The organism is Bacillus sp. 2175 (genome assembly GCF_057812155.1).
On record NZ_JBSZSU010000007.1, the window covers coordinates 55,040 to 75,441 of the forward strand.

The window sequence follows — 20,402 nt, forward strand, 5'->3', positions numbered from 1 at the left end:
ATAAATCGAAAATGACCATGTGAAAATGCATGGTCTTTATTTATTGGAGGAATTGCTATGGAACAACAAAAGAAGAATACCAAAAGATATACCGAGGAAGAAATTGAAAAGGCAGCATCACTTGATATTGTGGATTATTGTATGCAAAACGATATCCCTGTAAAGTCTGACAGTGAACGTTATTACCGTTTAGCGGAACACGATAGCTTAATCATTGATAGGAAGAAAAATCAGTTCTACTGGAACAGTAGAGGGGTTAACGGGAATATTATCAAGTTTGTACAGGAGGTAGAAGATGCTTCGTTCCCTGGGGCGATGCAGCGATTACTGGACGGAGAACAGGACTATGAAAAAGCTTCAGAGGTTACATTTGTGAGTGAGCCTTATGATTGTGAACATTTTGCGGAAAAAGAAGTACCTCAATTCGATAGAGCAAGGGAATATCTGACTGAGGAAAGAAAGATTGATCCGCAAGTTGTAGATGCATTGCATAAAAAAGGACTGATTAAACAAGATAAGTACAACAATGTATTGTTCCTATGGAAAGACCGTGAAACGGGAGCGGTAATGGGTGGATCAGAGCAAGGAGTCGTAAAATCGGATAAATACAAACGTGGGGCGTGGAAAAGTATCCAAAAAAATTCTACGGCTAACTACGGTTTTAATGTATTGCAGGGCGAACCCCGAAATCTAAAGTTCTTTGAGTCCTCTATTGATTTACTAAGCTACGTATCACTACATAAACATGACCTTAAAGATACGCATTTAGTTAGTATGGAAGGGCTGAAACCACAAGTAGTATTTAATTACTATATGAAGAGTCAAGAGCGGATTGGTGATGTTCCTGACAGTCTTTCATTATGCGTTGACAATGACAAAGCAGGTAAAGCTTTTGCGGAACGATTGATACATTTTCGCTATGAAAAGAATGATGGAAGCATAGTTGCATTTAAGCCGGAATATCCGCAAGCACCGTCTAAAGAACAAAAATGGGATTGGAACGATGAATGCAAGCGAGTAGCCAATCAACGAGAACAAGGAAGACGTACAGCTTATTTACAACAAATGGGCAGAGAGAGATAAATAATCGAAATGTAATTTTAAAATGTGTGAAATGAAGTTGAAAATGTTGATTTTTATTAGTAAACCGCATATAATAAAGGTACAAAATTAGAGTAACCTTACTTTAGTAGGTGCGAAAAAATTGGTGTAACTCTACCGTAGTGAGTACCAAAAAATTGGTGTAGCCTTACCGTAGTAGGCGCTAAAAAAGAATTTTAAAAGTAGGGAGAGTTTTCTTCCTACTTTTTTTGTTTCTAGGGGGAGAAGAAAGTTGGCTAATAAAGATAATCCTAAATTCTACACCATTTCAACTGAATATATAGATTATTTAAGAGAAACGGATAGTAAAGTACCTTTTAATAAAGATGAACAGCATAGTAGACCGTATGTAGGTGTATTGGAAAAAATCAATGGTCATGATTATTTTGTACCTTTAACATCACGTAACGATAAAAATTTTAACAGTCAGGTCAGTGTGAAATTATTCGATACTGATGAAAAGCGAATTGGAGTTTTATTGGTTAATAACATGATTCCAGTCCCAGAAAAAGAGTGTAAAGAAATTGATATAGCAGAAAAAACAGCAGCAGACCCTCAGTATGGTAATTTGATGTTAAAACAGTATTTATTTTTAAAAGAAAATATGGATCGAGTTACTAATAAAGTGGAAAAAGTATATAAAGATGTAACTGTACAAGGAAAGCCTTCACATAAACAAAAATTCTTAAAAGGAGTTTGTTGTGATTTCCCTAAATTAGAAGAAAAGTGCCAAGAATATAAAGAAAGAGATCAAGCTAAAGAAAGAGATAAAGCTAGAAGAATAGCATATATGCGTCAAATGGGGCGTGAGAGATAAAAAGGACAACATAGCGTTATGTTGTCCTTTTTATATACAAAATTTTATTAGTGAGAGGAAGAAGAAAATGAAATATCAATTAGAATACGATAAAGTTTTAACAACGAAAAAAGAATTTGTTCTAGAAAAAACAGGAGAGATTATTTCTGGTGTTTCAATGTTAATTCGTTTTGGTAAAGTTTTTGAAGGAAAGCCTTCAGATGGCTTATATACATATTTTGAAGAAGCGGATTCAACTTTGTCAGGACTATTAAGGATAGCTTATGACTCTGAAACAAAGAAGTTTGATTTTTACTCACATGATATTCTGGGGGACAATTATGAAGTTGTTGGTTATACAAAAGATGTAGGTGTAGGATTTACAGAAGGTCATTTTATTAGTAAAGAAGAATTTGAAGAGATTATTGAGAAATATGGTCACTTCTTTGCTACTGATAATTCCTTACAAAACTGTGCGTATTGGGTTCATGAAATTGAAGAAAATGATAATCAAAATAACGAAGTAGAAACAATCGAAGAATATTTTTCTATGGCTTTGGGAGTATCTAAATCAGAGACGTATGGATATATTGCAAGATATAGTGAGGAAGTTCCGGTTTGGTGTTTCCTTTTAAAACGTGATGGTGCTAAAGGGGAGAAATATTATGGTGAGCACTGTCCTTTGAATAATATAAATCTAGAAGATTTGATAAAAGTATTTTCTTTGTTTTCTAAGCAAGATAGAAAAATAATTGTAGATACAGAAGGTTATTTATACAAAGACAGGGACTACTTATTTAAAAATGAGTTTGTATTAAATCCAAAACCATTAGAAAAGAATGCTCTGAATTTGGAACACGGTACACTAGAGGAATTTATTATTGAGGATAATTTGTATGACTCTGATAAAGAAGGCTATGGATATATTGTAAGGGCTAGCGAGGAACAACCAGTTTGGTGCTTGTTCTTAAGGAGTGAGGATTCTGATGGGAATAAATATTGTAGTGGACACTACCCTTTGCATATTACGGATATGGAAGATCTGATTAAAGTTTTTTCCTGGTACTCAAAACATGAGAAAAGATTAATCGTAAATACAGAGAGCTACTTTTTTGCAAGAGAAATAAAGGAAATGAACTATCCAAATCGGGTAGAAAATAATTTTTTAAATTCAACTAGCTATTTAATTGAAAAAGAGTATGATAATCGTTTTTTAATTCATCGAGAATTAGAAGATGACGAAATTAGTAGATATTCTGAAGCTGAAATATGTGTATACAATGGAAAAAAATACTTAGCTGCAATTGTAGTTTGTTCTTCAGAAGATGAAGCGGTAGCCGTTGTAAAAAGTTATTGGAGAGCAATTGATATTTTGATTGAAGGTAAATGAAGAGTGAGTAGTAATATAAAGCGAAGAATCAATAAAAACAGTAAGAGCAACGTAGCGATATGTTGCTCTCTTTTTTGTATACAAAATTTAAAAGGAGGAGATTTGAATGGAGAAGTTAGAAATTGCAAAAGAATTACTGGAAAATAGTTTGAATGTTTATATAAAGATAAAAATAGAAGAATATATTTTTCGTTTTGAAGGGCTTGAAAGTGGAGTTTATTGCAATAAACAGAATTTTGAAGATGACTCAATGATTCGTTTTCACAACTGTATTACTTATATCCACGAGACAGGTTTTAATATAAAGGGCTGGATGTTGTATGAAATTCCTATTTATTATTCTCATTGTTTTTATAACGAAAGCATTGGGAAAAGGTTTGATTTAATGGTATTAAATATCGGTGAAGTAATGCCAGCCTATTTAGATTACTCAGAAGAAAAAGCTGCTGAAACAATAGAAGAAGCTATAGAAAAATATATTTATTAACCCAATTATGATAAATGTACACAAATACACATTTACACATGTTCACATTTTTAGGAGTAGCATAATTCATGCTACTCCTTTTTTTATACAAAATTTTAATAATGAGAGGAAGTAATACACATGACTACATTAATTATTGCGGAGAAACCATCACAAGCGAAAGCGTATACAGAAGCATTCCCGAAAGTTGAGAAGAAGGATGGCTACTTTTCTATTGCGCCTTGTTCCTTAATGCCGAATGGAGCGAATATTACATGGGGATATGGGCATTTAGTGGAATTGAAAGCACCACAAGATTATAAAGCAGAGTGGGAAAAATGGGATATGTCACAATTGCCAATTTTACCGGAGCGCTACGGATATAAAGTATCAGCCGATAAAAGAAAGCAGTTCAACGTTGTAAAAAAATTAATGAAGGAAGCAGATTGTATTACAATTGCAACGGATATTGATAGAGAGGGTGAAGCAATCGCACGTTTAATCATTCAAGAAGCGGGCTGTTCTTCTAAAAAAATGAAACGCCTTTGGATCAACAGCTTAGAAGTGGATGAAATTAAAAAAGGATTTCAGAACTTGAAGGAAGGCTCGGAGTTTGAGAGTATGTTTGCTGAAGCACAGGCTCGTCAAATTAGTGATTGGGCAATTGGTATGAATGCGAGCCGATTATATACGCTGTTATTACGTCAAAAAGGCGTACAAGGTGTTTACAGCGTTGGGCGTGTGCAAACCCCTGTTTTATGTCTCATTAACCAACGGCAGCAGGACATCAAACACTTTAAGCCATCCCCTTTCTTTGAACTAGAAGGACAGTTTAAAGGGATGAACGGAACATACAAGGGAAGATACAAAGAGCGATTCCAAACGAAAAATGAAGTGGAATTGCTACTGAAGAAACATCAGCTGTCTGAAGGAGCGAATCAGCAAGGTGCAGTAAAATCCGTTGAAGTAAAACCGAAGAAACAAGAAGCGCCAAAGTTGTTCTCTCTTTCTTCCTTACAGGCTTTAGCGAATAAAAAGTACAAGTATTCACCTGCCGATACGTTGAAAATTGTCCAAGAGCTATACGAAGCAAAACTTGTGACCTATCCACGAACAGACTGTAATTTCATTACAGAAAATGAATTTGCTTATTTAGTCCGAAACCTAGAGGGATATCAATCTATTATAGGAGTATCCTTCCAACCAAAATCATTAGATCCGAATAAACGCTACGTCGATAATCAAAAAGTACAGGAGCACTATGCCGTTATAGCGACTAAAAATGTTCCTTCGAAACAAAAGGTAGATCAATTAACGGACAAGCAGCGCAACTTGTATACGGAAGTGTTAAAGAGTGTGTTAGGCATGTTCCATGCGCCTTACGAATATGAAGAAACAATTATTACAACAGATATGAATGGGTTAGAGTTTACGACAAAAGGAAAATCGGAAAAAGCGTTAGGATGGAAAGAACTTTATAAAACAGATCAACCAAGCGAAGAAGAGAGCGAAGACAGGGAATCCCTCCTTCCAGTTGTACAAAAAGGCGAACTTGTACAAGGGAAGATACAGACAAAAGAAGGCATCACAACACCACCAAATCCTTATACAGAGGGACAACTTATTACTTTAATGAAAACATGCGGCGCTTCAGTAGAAGATGAAGAAAGTAAAAGCATCCTAAAAGAAGTAGAAGGACTTGGTACGGAAGCAACACGAGCTGGCATCATTGAAACGCTCAAAAAGCAAGAATATATAGAAGTGAAAAAGAATAAAGTGACGGTTACACCGAAAGGTGAAATTCTTTGCGAAGCCGTGGGCGGCACGTTATTAGCGAAGCCCGAAATGACAGCGCAATGGGAAGGGTATTTGCGTAAAATCGGGAAGAAACAAGGCTCTAAAGAGGTGTTTGTAGCGAAGACAGGGGAATTTACCAAGCAATTGATCGTCAACGCTACGAAGTCAATTGGTGAGCTTCAGATAGATAGCAAAGTACAAGAAATGAAAACAAAGGATTCCGTAGGGAAATGCCCGAAATGTGGCAAAGGCATAGCGAATCGCAAAACATTTTACGGTTGTACAGGTTATAAGGAAGGTTGTAAGTTCTCTCTTCCGAGCGAATTTTTAACAAAGAAAATTAGCGAAGCAAACGTTAAAAAATTATTAACGGGTAAGAAAACAGGATTAATTAAAGGAATGAAAGGGAAATCAGGAAAAGAATTTGATGCGTATTTGAAGCTTGATTCTAGCGGAAAGATCACATTTGAATTTGCTAAAAAATAAACGAGAATCATAGTAAGGGGAGAAGAAAGTTGAATGTAAAAAGATTAGTAGAAAAGGGAAAATGGGTGTTAATGACGACTGGACTAGCTATCGTGTCCACTCTCTTTTTTTCCTATATAAAAAGCTATTTTGGAATCGACACAGGCAATGCAGAACAGGTGAATGCAAAAGTAGAATTGAATATCTTCTATTTAATTGTCCCTCTATTAATTGCTCCTGTAATTGAAGAATGGATTTTCAGAAAGATTCTACCGTTTGGAATAGAAAAACTGTTTGAACGAATCAATCGTACAACAGCGATTCTCATCGCTAATGGTATCTTTGCAGCCGTGCATTTTGATTGGTTCTTCTTCCCTTACTTTGTAAATGGTTGTTTATATGCATGGAGTTACGAAAAGACCAGAGATATAAAAGTACCAATAGTAGCGCATATATTATTTAATTCATTTGTATTTTTGGCTACAAGCCTTTATTAAAAATGTACACATGTTAACATATATACATGTCCACAATATCGAATTACTCTCACGTTATAACCAACAATGATTGGTTCTTCTTCCACGTCTAATTTGAAAATTGGAGTGATATGAATAAGTTAAAAGCGCAATAACATAACGTTATGGCGCTTTTAATTTGGCTTTATTTTAATCATTTGCATTTGAAAAATGTCGCTATCCGTTATGCCTAATACTTGCATTTCTTCCCTTAATGAACGCCACGACTCGATTTTAATAGATTTAGTAGTCTGGTCTCGCAAGGTGTATTTGTGTATAAAATATGACTCCTTATTTTTCTTCATCTTAACACCTCCATCTCACCTGAAAAATCTGTAGCTATATAAAATTTATATAGCAAGTGCAGTGTTTTAACCCTTGTTCTCGTTAGTTTTCTCATAGTATGTATAGTACCTTTTTAAGGATACGTCAGTTTTAAAGCCGACTTGCTTAACAATATCTTCAGCTGTGTATTGCTGTTGAATCATCTTTAAAATAAAGGTATTTCGAAAATGTTGTGCAGAAATCCCTTTCCTTAAATTTGCTCGTTTTATCTCTAAACGAATCATTTTTTGAACTGACATGTCCGTTAGAAATTTTGGTGCGTCATTGTCATAACTCCAAAGATAAGTCCCCAACCTAAAGTGAAAAGCAACAAAGAGTGGATCATCACTGTGATATCTTGGGCGTACTGGTTCGGGAATAGTTTTATAGTAATGATATAAGTGTAATTTATCTACTTCTTTTAACTGGATTGTACGATTAATCTTTGTGTCTTCAGGAATAGATAGTGTATTGTTCTCAAAATGTACATGTTTCATTCGTAAAGCGACAAGCTCATGTAGAGATAATCCGTAGTCTAGGAGCAAGATTATAATAGAAAGATTTCGTTCTAAAATCATAGGACGGCTAGTTCGTTGTTTTTCTGTCAGCCCCTCTAATGATGCGGATACTTGTTTTAGGCGTTCCTCTTCTTGAATGCTGATAAAGTCTTCAGTACGCAATGCACGATCAGGTGGAGCTATGTGAACAACACCTTCAATGGGGCTAGGTAAATCTAAATATTCGTACAGCCTATTAAGAACGATGTAAATACGATGTACCGTTTTATCGGAGTATTGGCGTTCTTCTATTAAATAATTAAAAAATGCTTCGAAATCCTTCTTATATAGGGATTCCCAATTCATTTCTTCAGAGTCCGAGAATCTTCCTGATTGATGCAGCCATTGAATACAGCTTTCTACATCATAGATATATCGCTTAATCGTAGAGGGTTTTCGCCCTTTATTTAATAAATAAGATGAAAATCCTTGTATTGTATCTTGGTTTTTTCTTGTAATGTTATTGATTTTTATTCCTCCTATCTTCAAATCTTTTAACCACTCTATAAAATGTAGGGCTACTCATATTACACATTTCCATAGCATATAGCGCTGTTATCTGTCCGTGTTTCCACATATTATAGGCATTAATAAATTCTGGAGTTATTTCAGTTCTGGGTCTTCCTAAATGTTTTCCTTTTTTCTTTGCAGCGTCAATACCCTCACGTTGGCGAGTTTTTATTTTTGTTCGTTCCTCTTCAGCAAGCCACGATAAGATTTGAAGTACCAAATCAGTAATAAGAGTCCCTAAACTATCTTTATATTGAGTTGTATCTAAAAGTGGCATATCTAATACGATAATATGAGCCTGTATATTTTGGGTAATATCTTTCCATTCCTCAAGGATAGCTTCTTTATTTCTTCCGAACCGATCCAGGGAATGGATATATAAAATATCATCTTTTCTTAACATGCGTTTTAGAAGTTGGTATTGTTCACGGTTAAAGTCTCTTCCGCTCTGCTTATCGATAAAAATATCTCGTTCATCAGTGATGAGTCGTTTCATCGCTTCAAGTTGACGATCCTCATTTTGGTCTTTGCTACTGACTCTTATATATCCAAATTTTCTTGTATTCAAAATAAATAGACATCCCTTCAAAATTGGTTCTACTAAAATTATAACAAAAATACTTCAAAAGGTATCTTTAATTTTTTAATACTTCAAAAATACGGTTTTTAACCTTTTGAAGTATTAAATTTAATAGAGTTTAATGTACTTCAAAAGGTGTACCTTTCAGGATAGTTGTAGTTGACTTTTTGTTTAAGTTTATAGTGTTAAAAATTCTATTTTTTTATATAATTATATATTTAATAAATTATCTAAAGATGATAATACACATGAGTGAAATAAACGACACTGTGTCTGATAATTTTTTTGGCACCTGATATTACTCGTAATGTGGAATTCGATATATCAATAGTAGACAATTCAAATATATAGAAAGAGGGTCTGAGATTTATGAAGAAAGAAAAGCGTAAAAAAACTACATCGAAATAAAAGTGAAAGAACAAAAAGAGAAAATTCGTTTGGAAGAAAAGAGAAATTGTGAATTTGATCGGATGATGTGACTTATTGATATAGCGGTGAGAATTCTAATGTGGATATTCAAAGATTAAATAGAAGAAACATGATGAAGCAAGAGAGAAGAAAGAGTGTATGTTTCCAAAGAGCAATAATATTTATTTTCACATTAAAAAAAGAATGCAGATTAAATATCTGCATTCTTTTTTATTACTATTAATAAATGCTCATTGTTACGTAAGCAGCAGGGTATCCACCAGGATTAGGTTCAATTGCAATTCGAATACCAGTAGCTTGTCCAAATCGGACTTGTGTTAAAGCGTTTTGTAAAAAACTAACTCTCTTTTTTAAAGCTGTATTAATAAATGCAAGTGATAATCCTACTGACTTTGATAGTGCTGGTCCAAGTAGTGCTATTCCTTGAGAAAGTATCCAATCACCAAGGGGTTTTCCGGTTGGTAATGATGATAAAGAACGACATAAGACACCTTGTAATTTTGCTTTATTCCAATATACATATTGAGTTTTTGCAGCGGCTAAGGGTGCTAGACTATTAGGAGAAGTTGAATTTTTAAAGTCATTGATTTGTGAAGGAGTAAATCCTAGTGCTTCTAGGTCTAAATCGTTGATATCGTTGATTGGTATTTTAATTTGATTAAGATCATTTGATTCTTGCGTTTGTTGAATTGTCGTGTTTTCAATAGTATCAGCTGCTACCTTGTTTTCGCTAAAAATTGAGAGTGTTGAAACCAATGTTAATGCAGTGGCACAAACAGATAAACAAATTTTATTTTTTCTCATAATAACCTCCTATTTTTAGAAAATTTTTACTATAATAGGATTATACAAGAAATAAATAATGAAAGGAAGATATTTTTTGGAAAAAATTCTATTATTTTCTATTTATTTTTTGAGCATATTTATTGGTACTGGATTGATATTTTTATGGGATATAGTTACTTCTCCACTTGGTTATGCAGGGATCTATGTAGCAATTTTACTTATTAATTCATTTGCATATCTATTTTTAAAAAACAGAGTGAATAGAAAACAAAATATGCAAATTAGTGTAATTGCTTTTCTTATTGCTGTAGTGCCGATTGTACTTCTTTACAATTATTAATTAGAATATATTTTAAAGTTAGAAACTTGAGGCAAATAAAAAAAGAGAGGGAAGTTGGTCATCTCCCTGTCAAGTAGACAGTAATAAAAAGAGTATTATGCCACGGCCTTTTCCCGATATTCTATCGGGGAAAGGCCGTGAAGTTTTTCTTGGAATCTTTCTGTATTATAAAATTGAATATATTCTTGAATTGCTCGGTAGGCCATTTCATATGTTTTTGGGCGCACTAAATACAACTTCTCTGTTTTTAAATGTGAGAAGAATGATTCGATACACGCATTATCAAAACAGTTTCCACGTCTAGAATGATTACCGACAAATCCTAATTTCTCTAACTGTTTTGCGTAGGATTTAGATGTATATTGAAACCCTTGATCTGAATGGAAAAGGGGCTTAGTAGTTAATGACTTTCCTTCTAATTGACGTAATGTAGTTAAAACCAAATCTAAATCATTTCTTGAAGATAGCTTCCAGGCAACAATTTCATTGTTGTATAGATCTAACACAGCTGACAAATAGGCAAATTGTTCTCCGATTCGTACATAAGTAATATCTGTTACGAATTTTTGGTTTTGCTTTTCAGCTTGAAACTCTCGATTCAAATGATTTTTAAATACCACAGATGTTTTTCTTCCATAAAACGGACGTTTTTTTCGAATGATAGATTGAATACCCAGCTCTCTCATAAGACGACGAACACGTTTATGATTCATTACCATTCCTTCTCGAGCCAAAGCACGAGTCATACGTTTATACCCATAGTAAGGGTGCTGACGATGAATAGATAAAATATGTTCTTTATGCCACATATCCCTTTTCTGACGTAAACGCTGCACGTTATGATATTTCCGCCATTTATAGTAGCCAGCCTTAGAAACTTCCGCGATTTGAAGCAACCATCGGAGTGGATAGGCTTGGCGTAATGAATCGATAAGAGAAAATCGTTCTTTCTTTAGGACCATTCCTTCCCGTGTAGATTTGGATTGTGCTTTTTTAAATACTCAACCTGTGCCTTCAAATAAGCATTTTCTTCTTCTAGACTATTAAAATTCTTTCGATTCCAGACACCACGTTGATCATCAAAGGACTCCCCCTGTTGCACACGTTTTACCCACTCAATAATCTGGGCATCGCTCTTCACACCGAGTTGTTCACGAATTTCTCGCAATGATTTTCTCTCTTCTAATCGAAGACGAACTGCTTCTCGCTTTAGTTCTTCTGTATATTTTTGAAATGATTGTCCTTTTCTTGCCATAAAAAAATCCCCTCCAGATAAAACAGTATTGAGTCCATCATATCAGATGGACTCTTTTTTTACTGTCTACCTATAGGGGATAATACCAAGTACCCTTCTCTTTTTTATAGTTTTATTATTTTAATTGATTCAACCCAATCGTGTTCTTATTTCACTTGAATTCCACATAAAATTTAGTGTCGATGATTCCAAAAGCAACTTTACATGGAAACGGATTTTTTTCTACTGAAGCAGCACGCATACAAGAAAGTACCCAATGTTCTAGTTCTAAAGGTAAACGATATGCTTGAATACTACCATCATTGTTTTTTACTGTTATAATCGGTGCATTTACCCTGGTTGTAGTAAAATCATCCGTTGTTATCATTGCTACTGCATCATTAGTGTAAAAACCAGCGTTTAATACCTCATAAACCATTCCGTCTTCCTCATTAATAATCATAGGTATATTTAGAAAGGGGTATTTTTTAATATCATTATGAATAACTACTCCTGCTGTGTTCTTCTTTAATTGATTCCCTTGCATTTTTACACTCCCTTAAATGAATCTAACTTGATAACGTTAATTTGTTCTATTTTACACCTATTATATTAGAAAATTGCAGTTTTATCTTGTTATAAAAAGCATCCGTACATATGACAGCGCTATTTGATGGGTCAATATCGAAAATAGTCATATAACTAGAGAGTAAATAACCATCTTCATAATATGTAATTATTATTTCTTCTTCATTTAAGTTTAATTTGCTCGTTCTTTTATGTGCCTTTTTCTTTTTCGTAATATTTCCTCCTTTTTTTCTGCATGTTAGGCATTATACTTATCCCGACCATATATTTTAAGTGGAAATTTAAAGATTTTTTATTTGTTTTCAAGTCCCTTTATTCCGACAAAACATAGCAAAGACCGTGCGAGCTTCGTCGATGGATTCTAAAAGGGATTATTCCTTTAATATGGAATTTTCATTATAGGAGGTGGCATAGCGCTATGTCAGAAGCGGAGATAGTATATACCAGCAATGAGGTCTATAGTCGGTTAGAAGTAAGTAGCAGCACTCTTAGAAAGTATTCGGATGTTCTTGAACGAGAAGGATATGATGTAAGAAAGAATAGTAGAGGAAGAAGGGAATATACTGAGTTTGATGTTGTAGTTATTGAACAGTTAGTAGAGTTGAGTAAGCAAGAGGGCATGACTTTAGAGAAGGCTGCGAAAATGATTGCGAAGCAGTTTGGAATCGATAATAAGAAAGAGGAGTCCCAAGGTGCAGATCCAGTTCCTTATCAAATGCAGTATCAATTTCAACAACAATATAGCGCTATGATAAAAGAAATCAATAAGGTGCAGCAAGCTAACCTTTTAGAAATGGAAAATAGACTAGGGAATCGTATAGATCAAAGGAATAAGTTAATTGCAGAGGATATTAAAGGAAGAAATAAATTATTAAGAGAAGATATGAAAGATCGGAAGGAACGTGAAGAAAGGATAGAAAAAAGGTTAGAGATAAGAGATGATAACCTTATGAAGATGGTAAGAGAGATTCAAGATGCAAAACGTACTATTGTATTAGCCCGGGAAGAAATAGCGGCAGTAAAAAAGAAATCTTGGTGGATGTTTTGGAAATGAGCACTTATACTGAAGTGTAATTGTGATTTTAAAATTCTGAATTTTTTTTAGAAACTTATAATTACAAGTCAAACTCTTATGTAATTTGCAGAATTATGTTAATATTTAGGTAAATGAAAGTGGTTGAGGAGGACGTAGTGATATGAGCACAAATCTTTTCACGCATGAAGCAGTTATGCAACAACTTAATGATTTTTATCAAATGATGTTGTCGCAGCAAATTATAAAAGCAGCTGAAGTGAAAAAAGAAATAGATGAAAAAATAGAACAGATTAAACATACAGAAGAAAAAGAAAAACAAAATCAAAACTTATTATTATATTATTCTTTACTAGACTTTAAATACAGAATGCTAACTGATCGAGTAAGTATTCGAAAAGATAGTTTTGAAGCAATTGATACAATCAATAAAACGACAGATAAACTCATAGCTTATTATTATCATTCTTTTAAAGCAGAACATGCTTTGATGTTTAGTAATTACAATGAAGCAAGAAGACAATATGAAGAAGCTGAAAGCTTATTAGAGCATATTTCCGATGAATTAGAGCATGCAGAGTTTAATCAAAAATATGCGGTGTTAAATCATCATATGTCTAGTATGCTAATATCTATTGAATACGCAAATAAAGCGAAAGAAATTTTTGAAAAGCATGCTGGATATGAGGTGAAAGTTGCTTCTTGCGAAAACACACTAGGGACAGCTTGTATATTCTTAAAACAATTTGAAAAAGCGGAAGAACATCTGAATCGTTCTATTGACCTGTTGCAAAAACATAATGAAGAAAAATTGATTTTAGTAGTAAGACATAATCTAGGATTATTATATGCAACTCAAAACTTATCTACATTAGCGATTCGTCATTTATCAGAAGTAACAGAGAAGATTCCTACACACTTTAAAGCATTATTCTTACAAGCACGTGAACACTATAAGCTAAGAGAAACAAATGTTGCACAAGAACTTATTGAAAAAGGATTAGCAGTTTGTATGGAATTAGGAAATGAAGAGTATGTATATCATTTCAATATTTTACGTTCTCTTAATGAAGATGAAGCAATTAAACTATTAGAAGAAGAAGTGAATAAAAGTATTCCGTACTTCGAAAAACAGGGTTTATGGGATTTTGTAGAGGAATATGCAGAAGTATTAGCGGTTCGCTTCCGCAAATTGAATGAGCATGAAAAAGTTAGTGATTATTTCGATGCATGTTACGAAGCGAAACAAAAATTACTAAGCAAAGGGGCGTTAAAATAATGAAGAAGCTTGTGTTAGCGATATTAGGATTAGTTATAGCATTATCATTTAGTAACAATACAGGTGATACACAACATGCTTTAAAAAAGGAAGAGATTATACAATACTCACATGCTGATCATTTTTGATTGCTAATTAACAAGGGGACTCCAATTATGGAGTCCCCTTGTTAATGGGGTAATGATTTGATTCCTTTTAGTATAACAATATTTGTAAAAAATGTATAGGTATTCTAAATTTATAAGAGTGATAATTTGATAATGAAGAATATATATTAAGTTGGGATTCCTTTTTAAATATGCTTTCTATCACAATTTGAATCATTGAATTGTAATTAAATATTTTAATAACGCAATAATAGTTCTTATAGTGGGACTATTATTGTGTTATTTTTCGTTAGATAAATAATTTCACATACCGTAAAGATAGATATATGTAATCCAAGACCTAAAAAGAGGATGGAAGTTAGAATTTGAAATGATTTTCACAGGATTTCGTTTAAGGGTTCTATGAATCCGTATGTGTGATTTTTAGTAACTTTAGTGTAATTGTATTAATTTCAGTTGTATGTACCGTTAAAAACGAAAATAAAGATCCGTTTTTCAGAAGAGGGCTTAAAGATATCATTACACAACAATTTATAGTAAATATCTTTATAATTTATGATTTAAATATTAAAATTTATAATTTGTCCAATTGACATGCCCATCTTTGGGTGCTACGTTTTATACTGGCGAAAGATTTACGAGGTTTATTACTTGGGGGCAAAGTTTGCTTCTTCTAGGCGATATACAACTAGATAATCTAATGCTATGAACCGTACGTAGAGAGGGAGAAAATAAACATGTTAAAAAAAGTAATGCCTATTATGGCTGCTGTTTTAGGAGCTAGCTTTTTACTCACAGCGTGTAGTAGTGAAAAGAAAGAAAATACAGCAAATGCAAATGATAAAGATTCAAAAACACAATCCATTCATTTACCGTATATGGCGGAAATCCCAACGATGGATGTCAGCAAGGCAACTGACGGTGATTCTATGAATGTAATGAAAAACGTATTTGAAGGTTTATATACATTAGGGGAAGGAAATACGGCAATACCAGCAGTAGCAAAATCGTACGATGTGAGTGAAGATAAAAAAACATACACATTCCATTTGAGGGATTCAAAATGGTCAAATGGAACACCTGTAACAGCTGAAGACTTCGTGTTTTCTTGGAAAAGAGCTGTGAACCCTGATACAGCGGCAGAATATGCGTTTTTATTCTTTGATATAAAGAATGCAAAGAAAATTAATAGTAAAGAGTTACCTATAGATCAGCTAGGGGTAAAAGCAATAGATGATAAAACATTAGAAATACAATTAGAACAGCCTGTTCCCTACTTTATAGATTTGACAACGTTCGCAACGTTCTTACCGATTAATGAGAAGTATTTTGAATCAAAAGGGAAGCAGTATGGTTTAGAAGCAGATCAATTAGTTTATAATGGAGCATTTACGTTAGATAATTGGAAGCATGAACAAGGTTTTCAGTTAAAGAAGAATCCGAATTATTGGGATGCTAAAACAGTTAAGTTAGACGAAATCAACTTTGATATTGTAAAAGATAAATCAACAGAAATAAATTTATATGAATCAGGTCAAATTGACCGTGTAGGACTAACAGGTGAATTTGTAGATAAATATAGAAAGAATCCTGACTTCAAGGAACGCTCTGAAGTTACTGTCCAGTTTTTACGTATGAATCAAAAGAACGAAGTATTAAAAAATAAAAATGCTCGCTTGGCTATAAGTCAGGCAATGAATAAGAAAGCCTTTGTAGATACAGTGTTAAACAATGGTTCACTCCCTGCGGATGGTTTTATACCAGTTAATTTCGCTAAAGGAACAGACGGGCAAGACTTCCGAAAAGAAAATGGAACGTTAGTAAAAGACGATGTGAAGGCAGCAGAGGAGAACTGGAAGAAGGCAAAGCAAGAACTTGGGAAAGAGCAAGTAACATTAGAATTATTAACAAGTGATAATGATTTAGCCAAGAAGAATGCGGAGTATTTAAAAGGTGAGTTAGAAAAGAATTTAGAAGGGTTAACGGTCAACGTTAAGCCGCAGCCACGTAAACAACAAATTCAATTACTTCTAAATAGTGATTACGAATTAGGGGTTGATGTATGGTCTCCTGATATTCCTGATCCAATTACATTTTTAGATTTATTTACGACGGACAGTACCTATAACTTTGATAAGTACTCAAATAAACAATATGATGATCTAATTCATGAAGTGAAAACGAATTTAGCTGGTAATGAGAAAGCTCGTTGGGAAGCGATGAAGCAGGCTGAAAAAATATTAATAGAAGATGGAGCGGTCGCACCTTTCTACCAACTAGGTAGATCATACTTACAACGTTCTTCTGTAAAAGGCATTGTCACGAATGATTTTGGTGGAGAATTTAATTATAAGTGGGTTGAGTTGGATAATAAATAAAATCTGCTCTAAAAAAGGCTGATAAAAACTCTTTTTGATAGAGGACTGAAATGAATATTCCAGTTTGTGTATGTAGTAGATGAAGTTAGGGATGGTAATAGAATTATGGATAGGAGATTTAGATTAACAGAAGAAGAAGAACTAGAATTTCAGGAGTTTATAAAATCAGATCAATTTGCTGAAGCTTTAGCAATTTCTTGGAGGTATGGATGCAAAAGAGCAACTTACTTTTCTATAAGAAATAAAAGAAAGGATGTACCCATTCGTTTTTGTGAATTGATTGTTGGAAGTAATTCAGTCAGTCATTTTTCTAGGAAAAAGGAAGATAAAATAGATTTTTGGCACACACTAATTAACCTTAGACATCCTTTCTATAAGATGATTCTAGAGATGGGCTGGACTTCCATTCAAGAGAAGAATCGAATTTTTCCACAAGGTGAATTTAATGAAAAAGTATTTGTTTCCACATACATAAAATTATCGCATGATTTAATGGTACTAACGGAGAAAAGGAAGAATCGGAGTTATATAAGACCTAGATTGCGTATACATGGATCAGAAGATGTACTTAGTAATATCAATAGAATTTTATATCAAGAATTAGGTGTTGGGGTGAAGAAGTTACAAACCGATCATAAAATACCACAGGCGAAAGTAATTTCTTTTCAATCAAAGAAGGAAATTCCGTGTATTCTAGAATTTGCAGGGGCTATGGAAAGTTTAGATAAGTTTCATAGTTTACGTTTGGGTTATATAGATAATTTGAAAACAGGTGAAAAATTAGAGTTTTAAGTAGGACTCCATGTTTCTTTTTTAATAAACTCATAGAATAAAAAGGTTTAATAGAAAAAAATGGATTCCGATTAAGGACTCCATTTTAGTTACAAGTACTGTAGGGATATAGTATAATTCTAGTAAGGTATATTGCATTAAAGAAGTTTCATATTCTTTAGCTGTGATTATAAATGGAGTGTAGAGGTAGGATTCTGCACTCTGTTTTTTTATGTTCTCCTATAAGTCTTCTAACATAATCAGTTGCAATTTGCATTAAACAAATTGATAAATCTTGTCTTAGGTAATTGTACAGTTGCAGTTGCCTTCTTATATAATCTTGTTCTTTTTGACTAAAGTTATTAATCATACTAATGACAGTGTCGTATTCAAAAAAGAAGTATTTTTCATTTGCTTCTATAACAAATACATCATTCTTGATTGGGTGATTTTTGAAAAATGTTTCAAAGAAAGAAACTTGTTTTTTATTTTCTTTTAGTGCATTCATGATTCACTTCTCCTTTTAAATTAAATGAGTTGCAGCATATGTAATTAAGCAGATCACTAAAATAACACCTATGAAAGTTGTAAATAGAGCAAGAAATCCAAGAGCAAACCGATATAAGAAATAAGCACCAAGTATAATTGCTATTATGACTCCGATTATGGCAGCTAATGTCCCGATTGTATGTATAGAAATTACGTTAAAAAATACTAAGCATATGACAACTAAGGCAATAATAGTAAGGGTTCTCATGAGAAACCTCCTTTGTAATTTAAATTTTTAGGATACAAAGATACAAAGATACAAAGATACAAAGATACAAAGATACATGTATCCTAAAATAAAAAGATACGGCATAATGCGTATCTCTATATATCCTCTTTAGAACTAAGAGTTTGAAGTAGCTTCTGTTCTCTTTCAGTCAATTCGTTTTTTATAAAGTTTGCGAGTAGTTCATCTATTACTTCATATTTTTTTAAGCTTCTTAAAGTACAGATATTTTCAATCAGGCTAAATGTATCAGGAGAAACTTTTATATTTTTACGATTTTGCGAACCGACTTGTTTTTTTTGTTGGTTTGTTGCCTCCGCTATTGTTTGAGAAGAGGGTGTATGTTCTTCTACTTCTCTTGTCACATCCGCAGCTTCAGTAATCTTAGGATCTTTGGGTTGCTCTCTCTTTAGTAAACTCACCTATATCAATTCCTTTCCCTAACTTAGTAAGTTTGTTATCTACGAAATATTTAGGAGTATATTTATAATCTACAATATCACCTTTAGTTTCAAATAGATGAATTCTTTCTTCAAGTTCGCAGAAAATGTCGCAGAATAGAGCTAACATTCTCTTATCGTGGTGATCTTCGAATTGGAAACCAATACGTGGATACCATTCTAGGCGAGCATGATTATTTATTATTGTACTGAAGACATTTTCTTCACCAAAAGTATCAATGGTATTTTTAACAATCTCGTTGTGCAATGAACGCTTCTTCTGCAATAATACAGGTAAAATTCCAACTACGTTCATTTTTACAAGGTGTCCAAAGTCATCAACTAAGGTTTGTAGATAATCAAAGATTAACCTTTGACTTCCCTCATAAGAAAATTGTTGCGTCTCTTGCACTACTATAACAAAGTCGCTTGCTACCATAGCATTATCCACTTTCAGGTCAGTGGAAGGTGGAATATCAATGAATATGTAGTCATAGTCGTATTTAATTTTATCTAGCAACTTTGCAAAATAAAAAGTTCTATCTTTAGTAGTCTTAAAGTTTTCAATTAAAAAATCTGTGTACTTTCTCATATCGTAACCGCATGGAATCATATCAAGGTTTTCATGAAGTTTTATAATACCATCTGATAGATTACCATCTTCTAAACATTTCATTAATGTTTTTTGCATTTCTTCTATTTTAAAGGATTTTGCTAAGAATGTAGTCCCGTTTCCCTGAAGGTCTGTATCAATGAATAAAACTTTCTTATTAAATACTAGAGAAGCTACAAGAGATTCCATACAAGAGTCAGTAGTTTTTCCTACGCCCCCTTTTTGTTGGGCGTTAATTATTACGTGTCCTTTTTTCATAGAGATTCACTCCTTTTTAAATGTAACACAATTGTAACAAAAGATACATGTATCTTTGTATCCTAAATCAATCATAACATATGAGCAATAACATGAAAAGGATAAATGTATCCTTTTTTATATTTTACTATTTTTTTATGGGAAACCAAAAGATAATTCTATAATAAATGCTGTTAAATCAACATTTTATAAGTCATTCAAGAATACAAGATTAAGAGGATACAAAGATACAAGGATACAAAGATACAAGGATACAAAGATACAAGGATACAAAGATACAAAGATACATGTATCTTTTCTTCTTTTAGGGGTGTATATTTAATATGTATCTTTTTTCGATATTTACAAATAAAAAAACTTGTTGTAACGTAATAGACAACAAGTTTCTCAACACAATACGATTTAGTTTGATAATATACATAAGAAATTCGTAAGAATTTGTAGAATATATAAGACACATAAAACAGAAAAAAACAAATAAAAAAAGAACGGCTGTTTAGTTCGAGATTTCTGAGGTCTCAAACCAGACAGGGGAAGTAGATTTGCTGACAACATTTCTACTTCTTGGTGAATACAATTTGCTGACAACATCTTGTATTCCATTTACGTCACTGCGACTACCAGTGAGTAAACTTCCCAAACCGTTCTAATTAACTATGCTATTGAGATATAAAATATCTCTTCTTAGTATAGTTAATTAGAGTAGATTTGTAAAGATAGAAACCCTTCTTTAAGTGCATTTTTAAGCATGTTTAAGTATGGATTTTTCTGCCTTTGTATGCAATCTTGGGAAGTCTATTTATTAAGGTGAGCAGTGATATAACTGCTCACCTTTTTTGTTGTAAAAAATCAGTGGAAAGGAGGTTCAAC

General features: G+C 33.1%; 21 protein-coding genes and 1 pseudogene. 12 read left to right on the plus strand and 10 right to left on the minus strand.

Going from position 1 to position 20,402, the window contains the following annotated elements:
- Positions 1 to 57: 57 nt before the first annotated feature.
- The 6 genes from ACXKY9_RS28550 (at position 58) to ACXKY9_RS28575 (ending at position 6,512) form a co-directional block, all read left to right on the plus strand.
- On the plus strand, positions 58 to 1,083 hold the full coding sequence (locus tag ACXKY9_RS28550) for a DUF3991 and TOPRIM domain-containing protein (RefSeq protein ID WP_016097318.1): 1,026 nt from the start codon (positions 58 to 60) through the stop codon (positions 1,081 to 1,083).
- A gap of 250 nt (positions 1,084 to 1,333) precedes the next feature.
- Positions 1,334 to 1,918: a type III toxin-antitoxin system ToxN/AbiQ family toxin gene (locus tag ACXKY9_RS28555; RefSeq protein ID WP_016097319.1), complete on the plus strand. Its 585-nt coding sequence runs from the start codon at positions 1,334 to 1,336 to the stop codon at positions 1,916 to 1,918.
- A gap of 67 nt (positions 1,919 to 1,985) precedes the next feature.
- Positions 1,986 to 3,287, plus strand: coding sequence for a hypothetical protein (locus tag ACXKY9_RS28560; RefSeq protein ID WP_016097320.1), 1,302 nt, complete (start codon positions 1,986 to 1,988; stop codon positions 3,285 to 3,287).
- A 106-nt stretch (positions 3,288 to 3,393) separates the two neighbouring features.
- Complete coding sequence (locus ACXKY9_RS28565; RefSeq protein ID WP_016097321.1) at positions 3,394 to 3,774, plus strand: hypothetical protein; 381 nt, start codon at positions 3,394 to 3,396, stop codon at positions 3,772 to 3,774.
- Between the two features lie 120 nt (positions 3,775 to 3,894).
- Positions 3,895 to 6,036: a type IA DNA topoisomerase gene (locus ACXKY9_RS28570; RefSeq protein ID WP_016097322.1), complete on the plus strand. Its 2,142-nt coding sequence runs from the start codon at positions 3,895 to 3,897 to the stop codon at positions 6,034 to 6,036.
- A 29-nt stretch (positions 6,037 to 6,065) separates the two neighbouring features.
- The gene (locus tag ACXKY9_RS28575; protein ID WP_016097323.1) at positions 6,066 to 6,512 is read left to right on the plus strand and encodes a CPBP family intramembrane glutamic endopeptidase; all 447 of its coding nucleotides are present in this window, start codon (positions 6,066 to 6,068) and stop codon (positions 6,510 to 6,512) included.
- Positions 6,513 to 6,901: 389 nt separating this feature from the next.
- Here ACXKY9_RS28575 and ACXKY9_RS28580 read toward each other — a convergent pair whose 3' ends face one another.
- From ACXKY9_RS28580 to ACXKY9_RS28590, 3 genes are all read right to left on the minus strand, one after another.
- On the minus strand, positions 6,902 to 7,900 hold the full coding sequence (locus ACXKY9_RS28580; RefSeq protein ID WP_016097325.1) for a tyrosine-type recombinase/integrase: 999 nt from the start codon (positions 7,898 to 7,900) through the stop codon (positions 6,902 to 6,904).
- Entirely contained in the window at positions 7,872 to 8,489 is a 618-nt protein-coding gene (locus tag ACXKY9_RS28585; protein WP_016097326.1) for a recombinase family protein, read from the minus strand. The genes ACXKY9_RS28580 and ACXKY9_RS28585 overlap by 29 nt, the downstream gene beginning before the upstream one ends.
- A gap of 660 nt (positions 8,490 to 9,149) precedes the next feature.
- Positions 9,150 to 9,734 (minus strand): hypothetical protein, encoded by a 585-nt coding sequence (locus ACXKY9_RS28590; RefSeq protein ID WP_016097327.1) that lies wholly within the window; start codon positions 9,732 to 9,734, stop codon positions 9,150 to 9,152.
- A gap of 76 nt (positions 9,735 to 9,810) precedes the next feature.
- Here ACXKY9_RS28590 and ACXKY9_RS28595 point away from each other — a divergent pair, with 76 nt between their 5' ends.
- A complete protein-coding gene (locus tag ACXKY9_RS28595) occupies positions 9,811 to 10,056 on the plus strand; it encodes a hypothetical protein (protein WP_016097328.1) in 246 nt (81 codons plus the stop codon).
- Positions 10,057 to 10,151: 95 nt separating this feature from the next.
- Here ACXKY9_RS28595 and ACXKY9_RS28600 read toward each other — a convergent pair.
- The 3 genes and pseudogenes from ACXKY9_RS28600 to ACXKY9_RS28610 all read right to left on the minus strand — a co-directional run.
- A protein-coding gene (locus tag ACXKY9_RS28600) for an IS3-like element ISBth8 family transposase (protein WP_090782881.1) occupies positions 10,152 to 11,311 on the minus strand; the annotation gives its coding sequence in 2 pieces (ribosomal slippage) (positions 10,152 to 11,053 and positions 11,053 to 11,311; 1,161 coding nt in all).
- A gap of 151 nt (positions 11,312 to 11,462) precedes the next feature.
- Positions 11,463 to 11,837, minus strand: a complete 375-nt coding sequence (locus ACXKY9_RS28605) for a hypothetical protein (protein WP_016097331.1) — start codon at positions 11,835 to 11,837, stop codon at positions 11,463 to 11,465.
- 46 nt (positions 11,838 to 11,883) lie between these two features.
- Positions 11,884 to 12,048: pseudogene (locus ACXKY9_RS28610) on the minus strand (YolD-like family protein); the annotation flags it as partial.
- Between the two features lie 248 nt (positions 12,049 to 12,296).
- On the opposite strand from ACXKY9_RS28610, the gene ACXKY9_RS28615 reads away from it, so the two are divergent.
- From ACXKY9_RS28615 to ACXKY9_RS28635, 5 genes are all read left to right on the plus strand, one after another.
- Positions 12,297 to 12,932, plus strand: a complete 636-nt coding sequence (locus ACXKY9_RS28615; RefSeq protein ID WP_016097332.1) for a DUF3967 domain-containing protein — start codon at positions 12,297 to 12,299, stop codon at positions 12,930 to 12,932.
- Positions 12,933 to 13,074: 142 nt separating this feature from the next.
- Entirely contained in the window at positions 13,075 to 14,190 is a 1,116-nt protein-coding gene (locus ACXKY9_RS28620) for a response regulator aspartate phosphatase (protein WP_016097333.1), read from the plus strand.
- Positions 14,190 to 14,318, plus strand: coding sequence for a hypothetical protein (locus ACXKY9_RS28625; protein WP_016097334.1), 129 nt, complete (start codon positions 14,190 to 14,192; stop codon positions 14,316 to 14,318). The genes ACXKY9_RS28620 and ACXKY9_RS28625 overlap by 1 nt, the downstream gene beginning before the upstream one ends.
- 716 nt (positions 14,319 to 15,034) lie before the next feature.
- A complete protein-coding gene (locus tag ACXKY9_RS28630; RefSeq protein ID WP_016097335.1) occupies positions 15,035 to 16,675 on the plus strand; it encodes a peptide ABC transporter substrate-binding protein in 1,641 nt (546 codons plus the stop codon).
- Positions 16,676 to 16,780: 105 nt separating this feature from the next.
- Positions 16,781 to 17,467, plus strand: coding sequence for a hypothetical protein (locus ACXKY9_RS28635; RefSeq protein ID WP_042882298.1), 687 nt, complete (start codon positions 16,781 to 16,783; stop codon positions 17,465 to 17,467).
- A gap of 157 nt (positions 17,468 to 17,624) precedes the next feature.
- On the opposite strand, the gene ACXKY9_RS28640 is transcribed toward ACXKY9_RS28635, so the two are convergent.
- The 4 genes from ACXKY9_RS28640 to prgP form a co-directional block, all read right to left on the minus strand.
- Positions 17,625 to 17,954, minus strand: coding sequence for a hypothetical protein (locus tag ACXKY9_RS28640; protein ID WP_016097337.1), 330 nt, complete (start codon positions 17,952 to 17,954; stop codon positions 17,625 to 17,627).
- Between the two features lie 15 nt (positions 17,955 to 17,969).
- Positions 17,970 to 18,203, minus strand: a complete 234-nt coding sequence (locus ACXKY9_RS28645; protein ID WP_016097338.1) for a hypothetical protein — start codon at positions 18,201 to 18,203, stop codon at positions 17,970 to 17,972.
- 116 nt (positions 18,204 to 18,319) lie between these two features.
- Positions 18,320 to 18,643 carry a hypothetical protein gene (locus ACXKY9_RS28650; protein ID WP_016097339.1) on the minus strand — a complete coding sequence of 108 codons (324 nt, stop codon included), beginning with the start codon at positions 18,641 to 18,643 and terminating at the stop codon, positions 18,320 to 18,322.
- The gene (prgP, locus tag ACXKY9_RS28655) at positions 18,606 to 19,532 is read right to left on the minus strand and encodes a ParA superfamily DNA segregation protein PrgP (RefSeq protein WP_016097340.1); all 927 of its coding nucleotides are present in this window, start codon (positions 19,530 to 19,532) and stop codon (positions 18,606 to 18,608) included. The genes ACXKY9_RS28650 and prgP overlap by 38 nt, the downstream gene beginning before the upstream one ends.
- Between the last annotated feature and the right edge of the window lie 870 nt (positions 19,533 to 20,402).

Coding starts and splice junctions, on each gene's coding strand:
- ACXKY9_RS28550 (WP_016097318.1), top strand. CDS start 58: ATGGAACAACAAAAGAAGAATACCAAAAGATATACCGAGGAAGAAATT.
- ACXKY9_RS28615 (WP_016097332.1), top strand. CDS start 12,297: ATGTCAGAAGCGGAGATAGTATATACCAGCAATGAGGTCTATAGTCGG.
- ACXKY9_RS28620 (WP_016097333.1), top strand. CDS start 13,075: ATGAGCACAAATCTTTTCACGCATGAAGCAGTTATGCAACAACTTAAT.
- ACXKY9_RS28635 (WP_042882298.1), top strand. CDS start 16,781: ATGGATAGGAGATTTAGATTAACAGAAGAAGAAGAACTAGAATTTCAG.
- ACXKY9_RS28605 (WP_016097331.1), bottom strand. CDS start 11,837: ATGCAAGGGAATCAATTAAAGAAGAACACAGCAGGAGTAGTTATTCAT.
- ACXKY9_RS28590 (WP_016097327.1), bottom strand. CDS start 9,734: ATGAGAAAAAATAAAATTTGTTTATCTGTTTGTGCCACTGCATTAACA.
- prgP (WP_016097340.1), bottom strand. CDS start 19,532: ATGAAAAAAGGACACGTAATAATTAACGCCCAACAAAAAGGGGGCGTA.
- ACXKY9_RS28630 (WP_016097335.1), top strand. CDS start 15,035: ATGTTAAAAAAAGTAATGCCTATTATGGCTGCTGTTTTAGGAGCTAGC.
- ACXKY9_RS28640 (WP_016097337.1), bottom strand. CDS start 17,954: ATGAATGCACTAAAAGAAAATAAAAAACAAGTTTCTTTCTTTGAAACA.
- ACXKY9_RS28560 (WP_016097320.1), top strand. CDS start 1,986: ATGAAATATCAATTAGAATACGATAAAGTTTTAACAACGAAAAAAGAA.
- ACXKY9_RS28565 (WP_016097321.1), top strand. CDS start 3,394: ATGGAGAAGTTAGAAATTGCAAAAGAATTACTGGAAAATAGTTTGAAT.
- ACXKY9_RS28645 (WP_016097338.1), bottom strand. CDS start 18,203: ATGAGAACCCTTACTATTATTGCCTTAGTTGTCATATGCTTAGTATTT.
- ACXKY9_RS28625 (WP_016097334.1), top strand. CDS start 14,190: ATGAAGAAGCTTGTGTTAGCGATATTAGGATTAGTTATAGCATTATCA.
- ACXKY9_RS28570 (WP_016097322.1), top strand. CDS start 3,895: ATGACTACATTAATTATTGCGGAGAAACCATCACAAGCGAAAGCGTAT.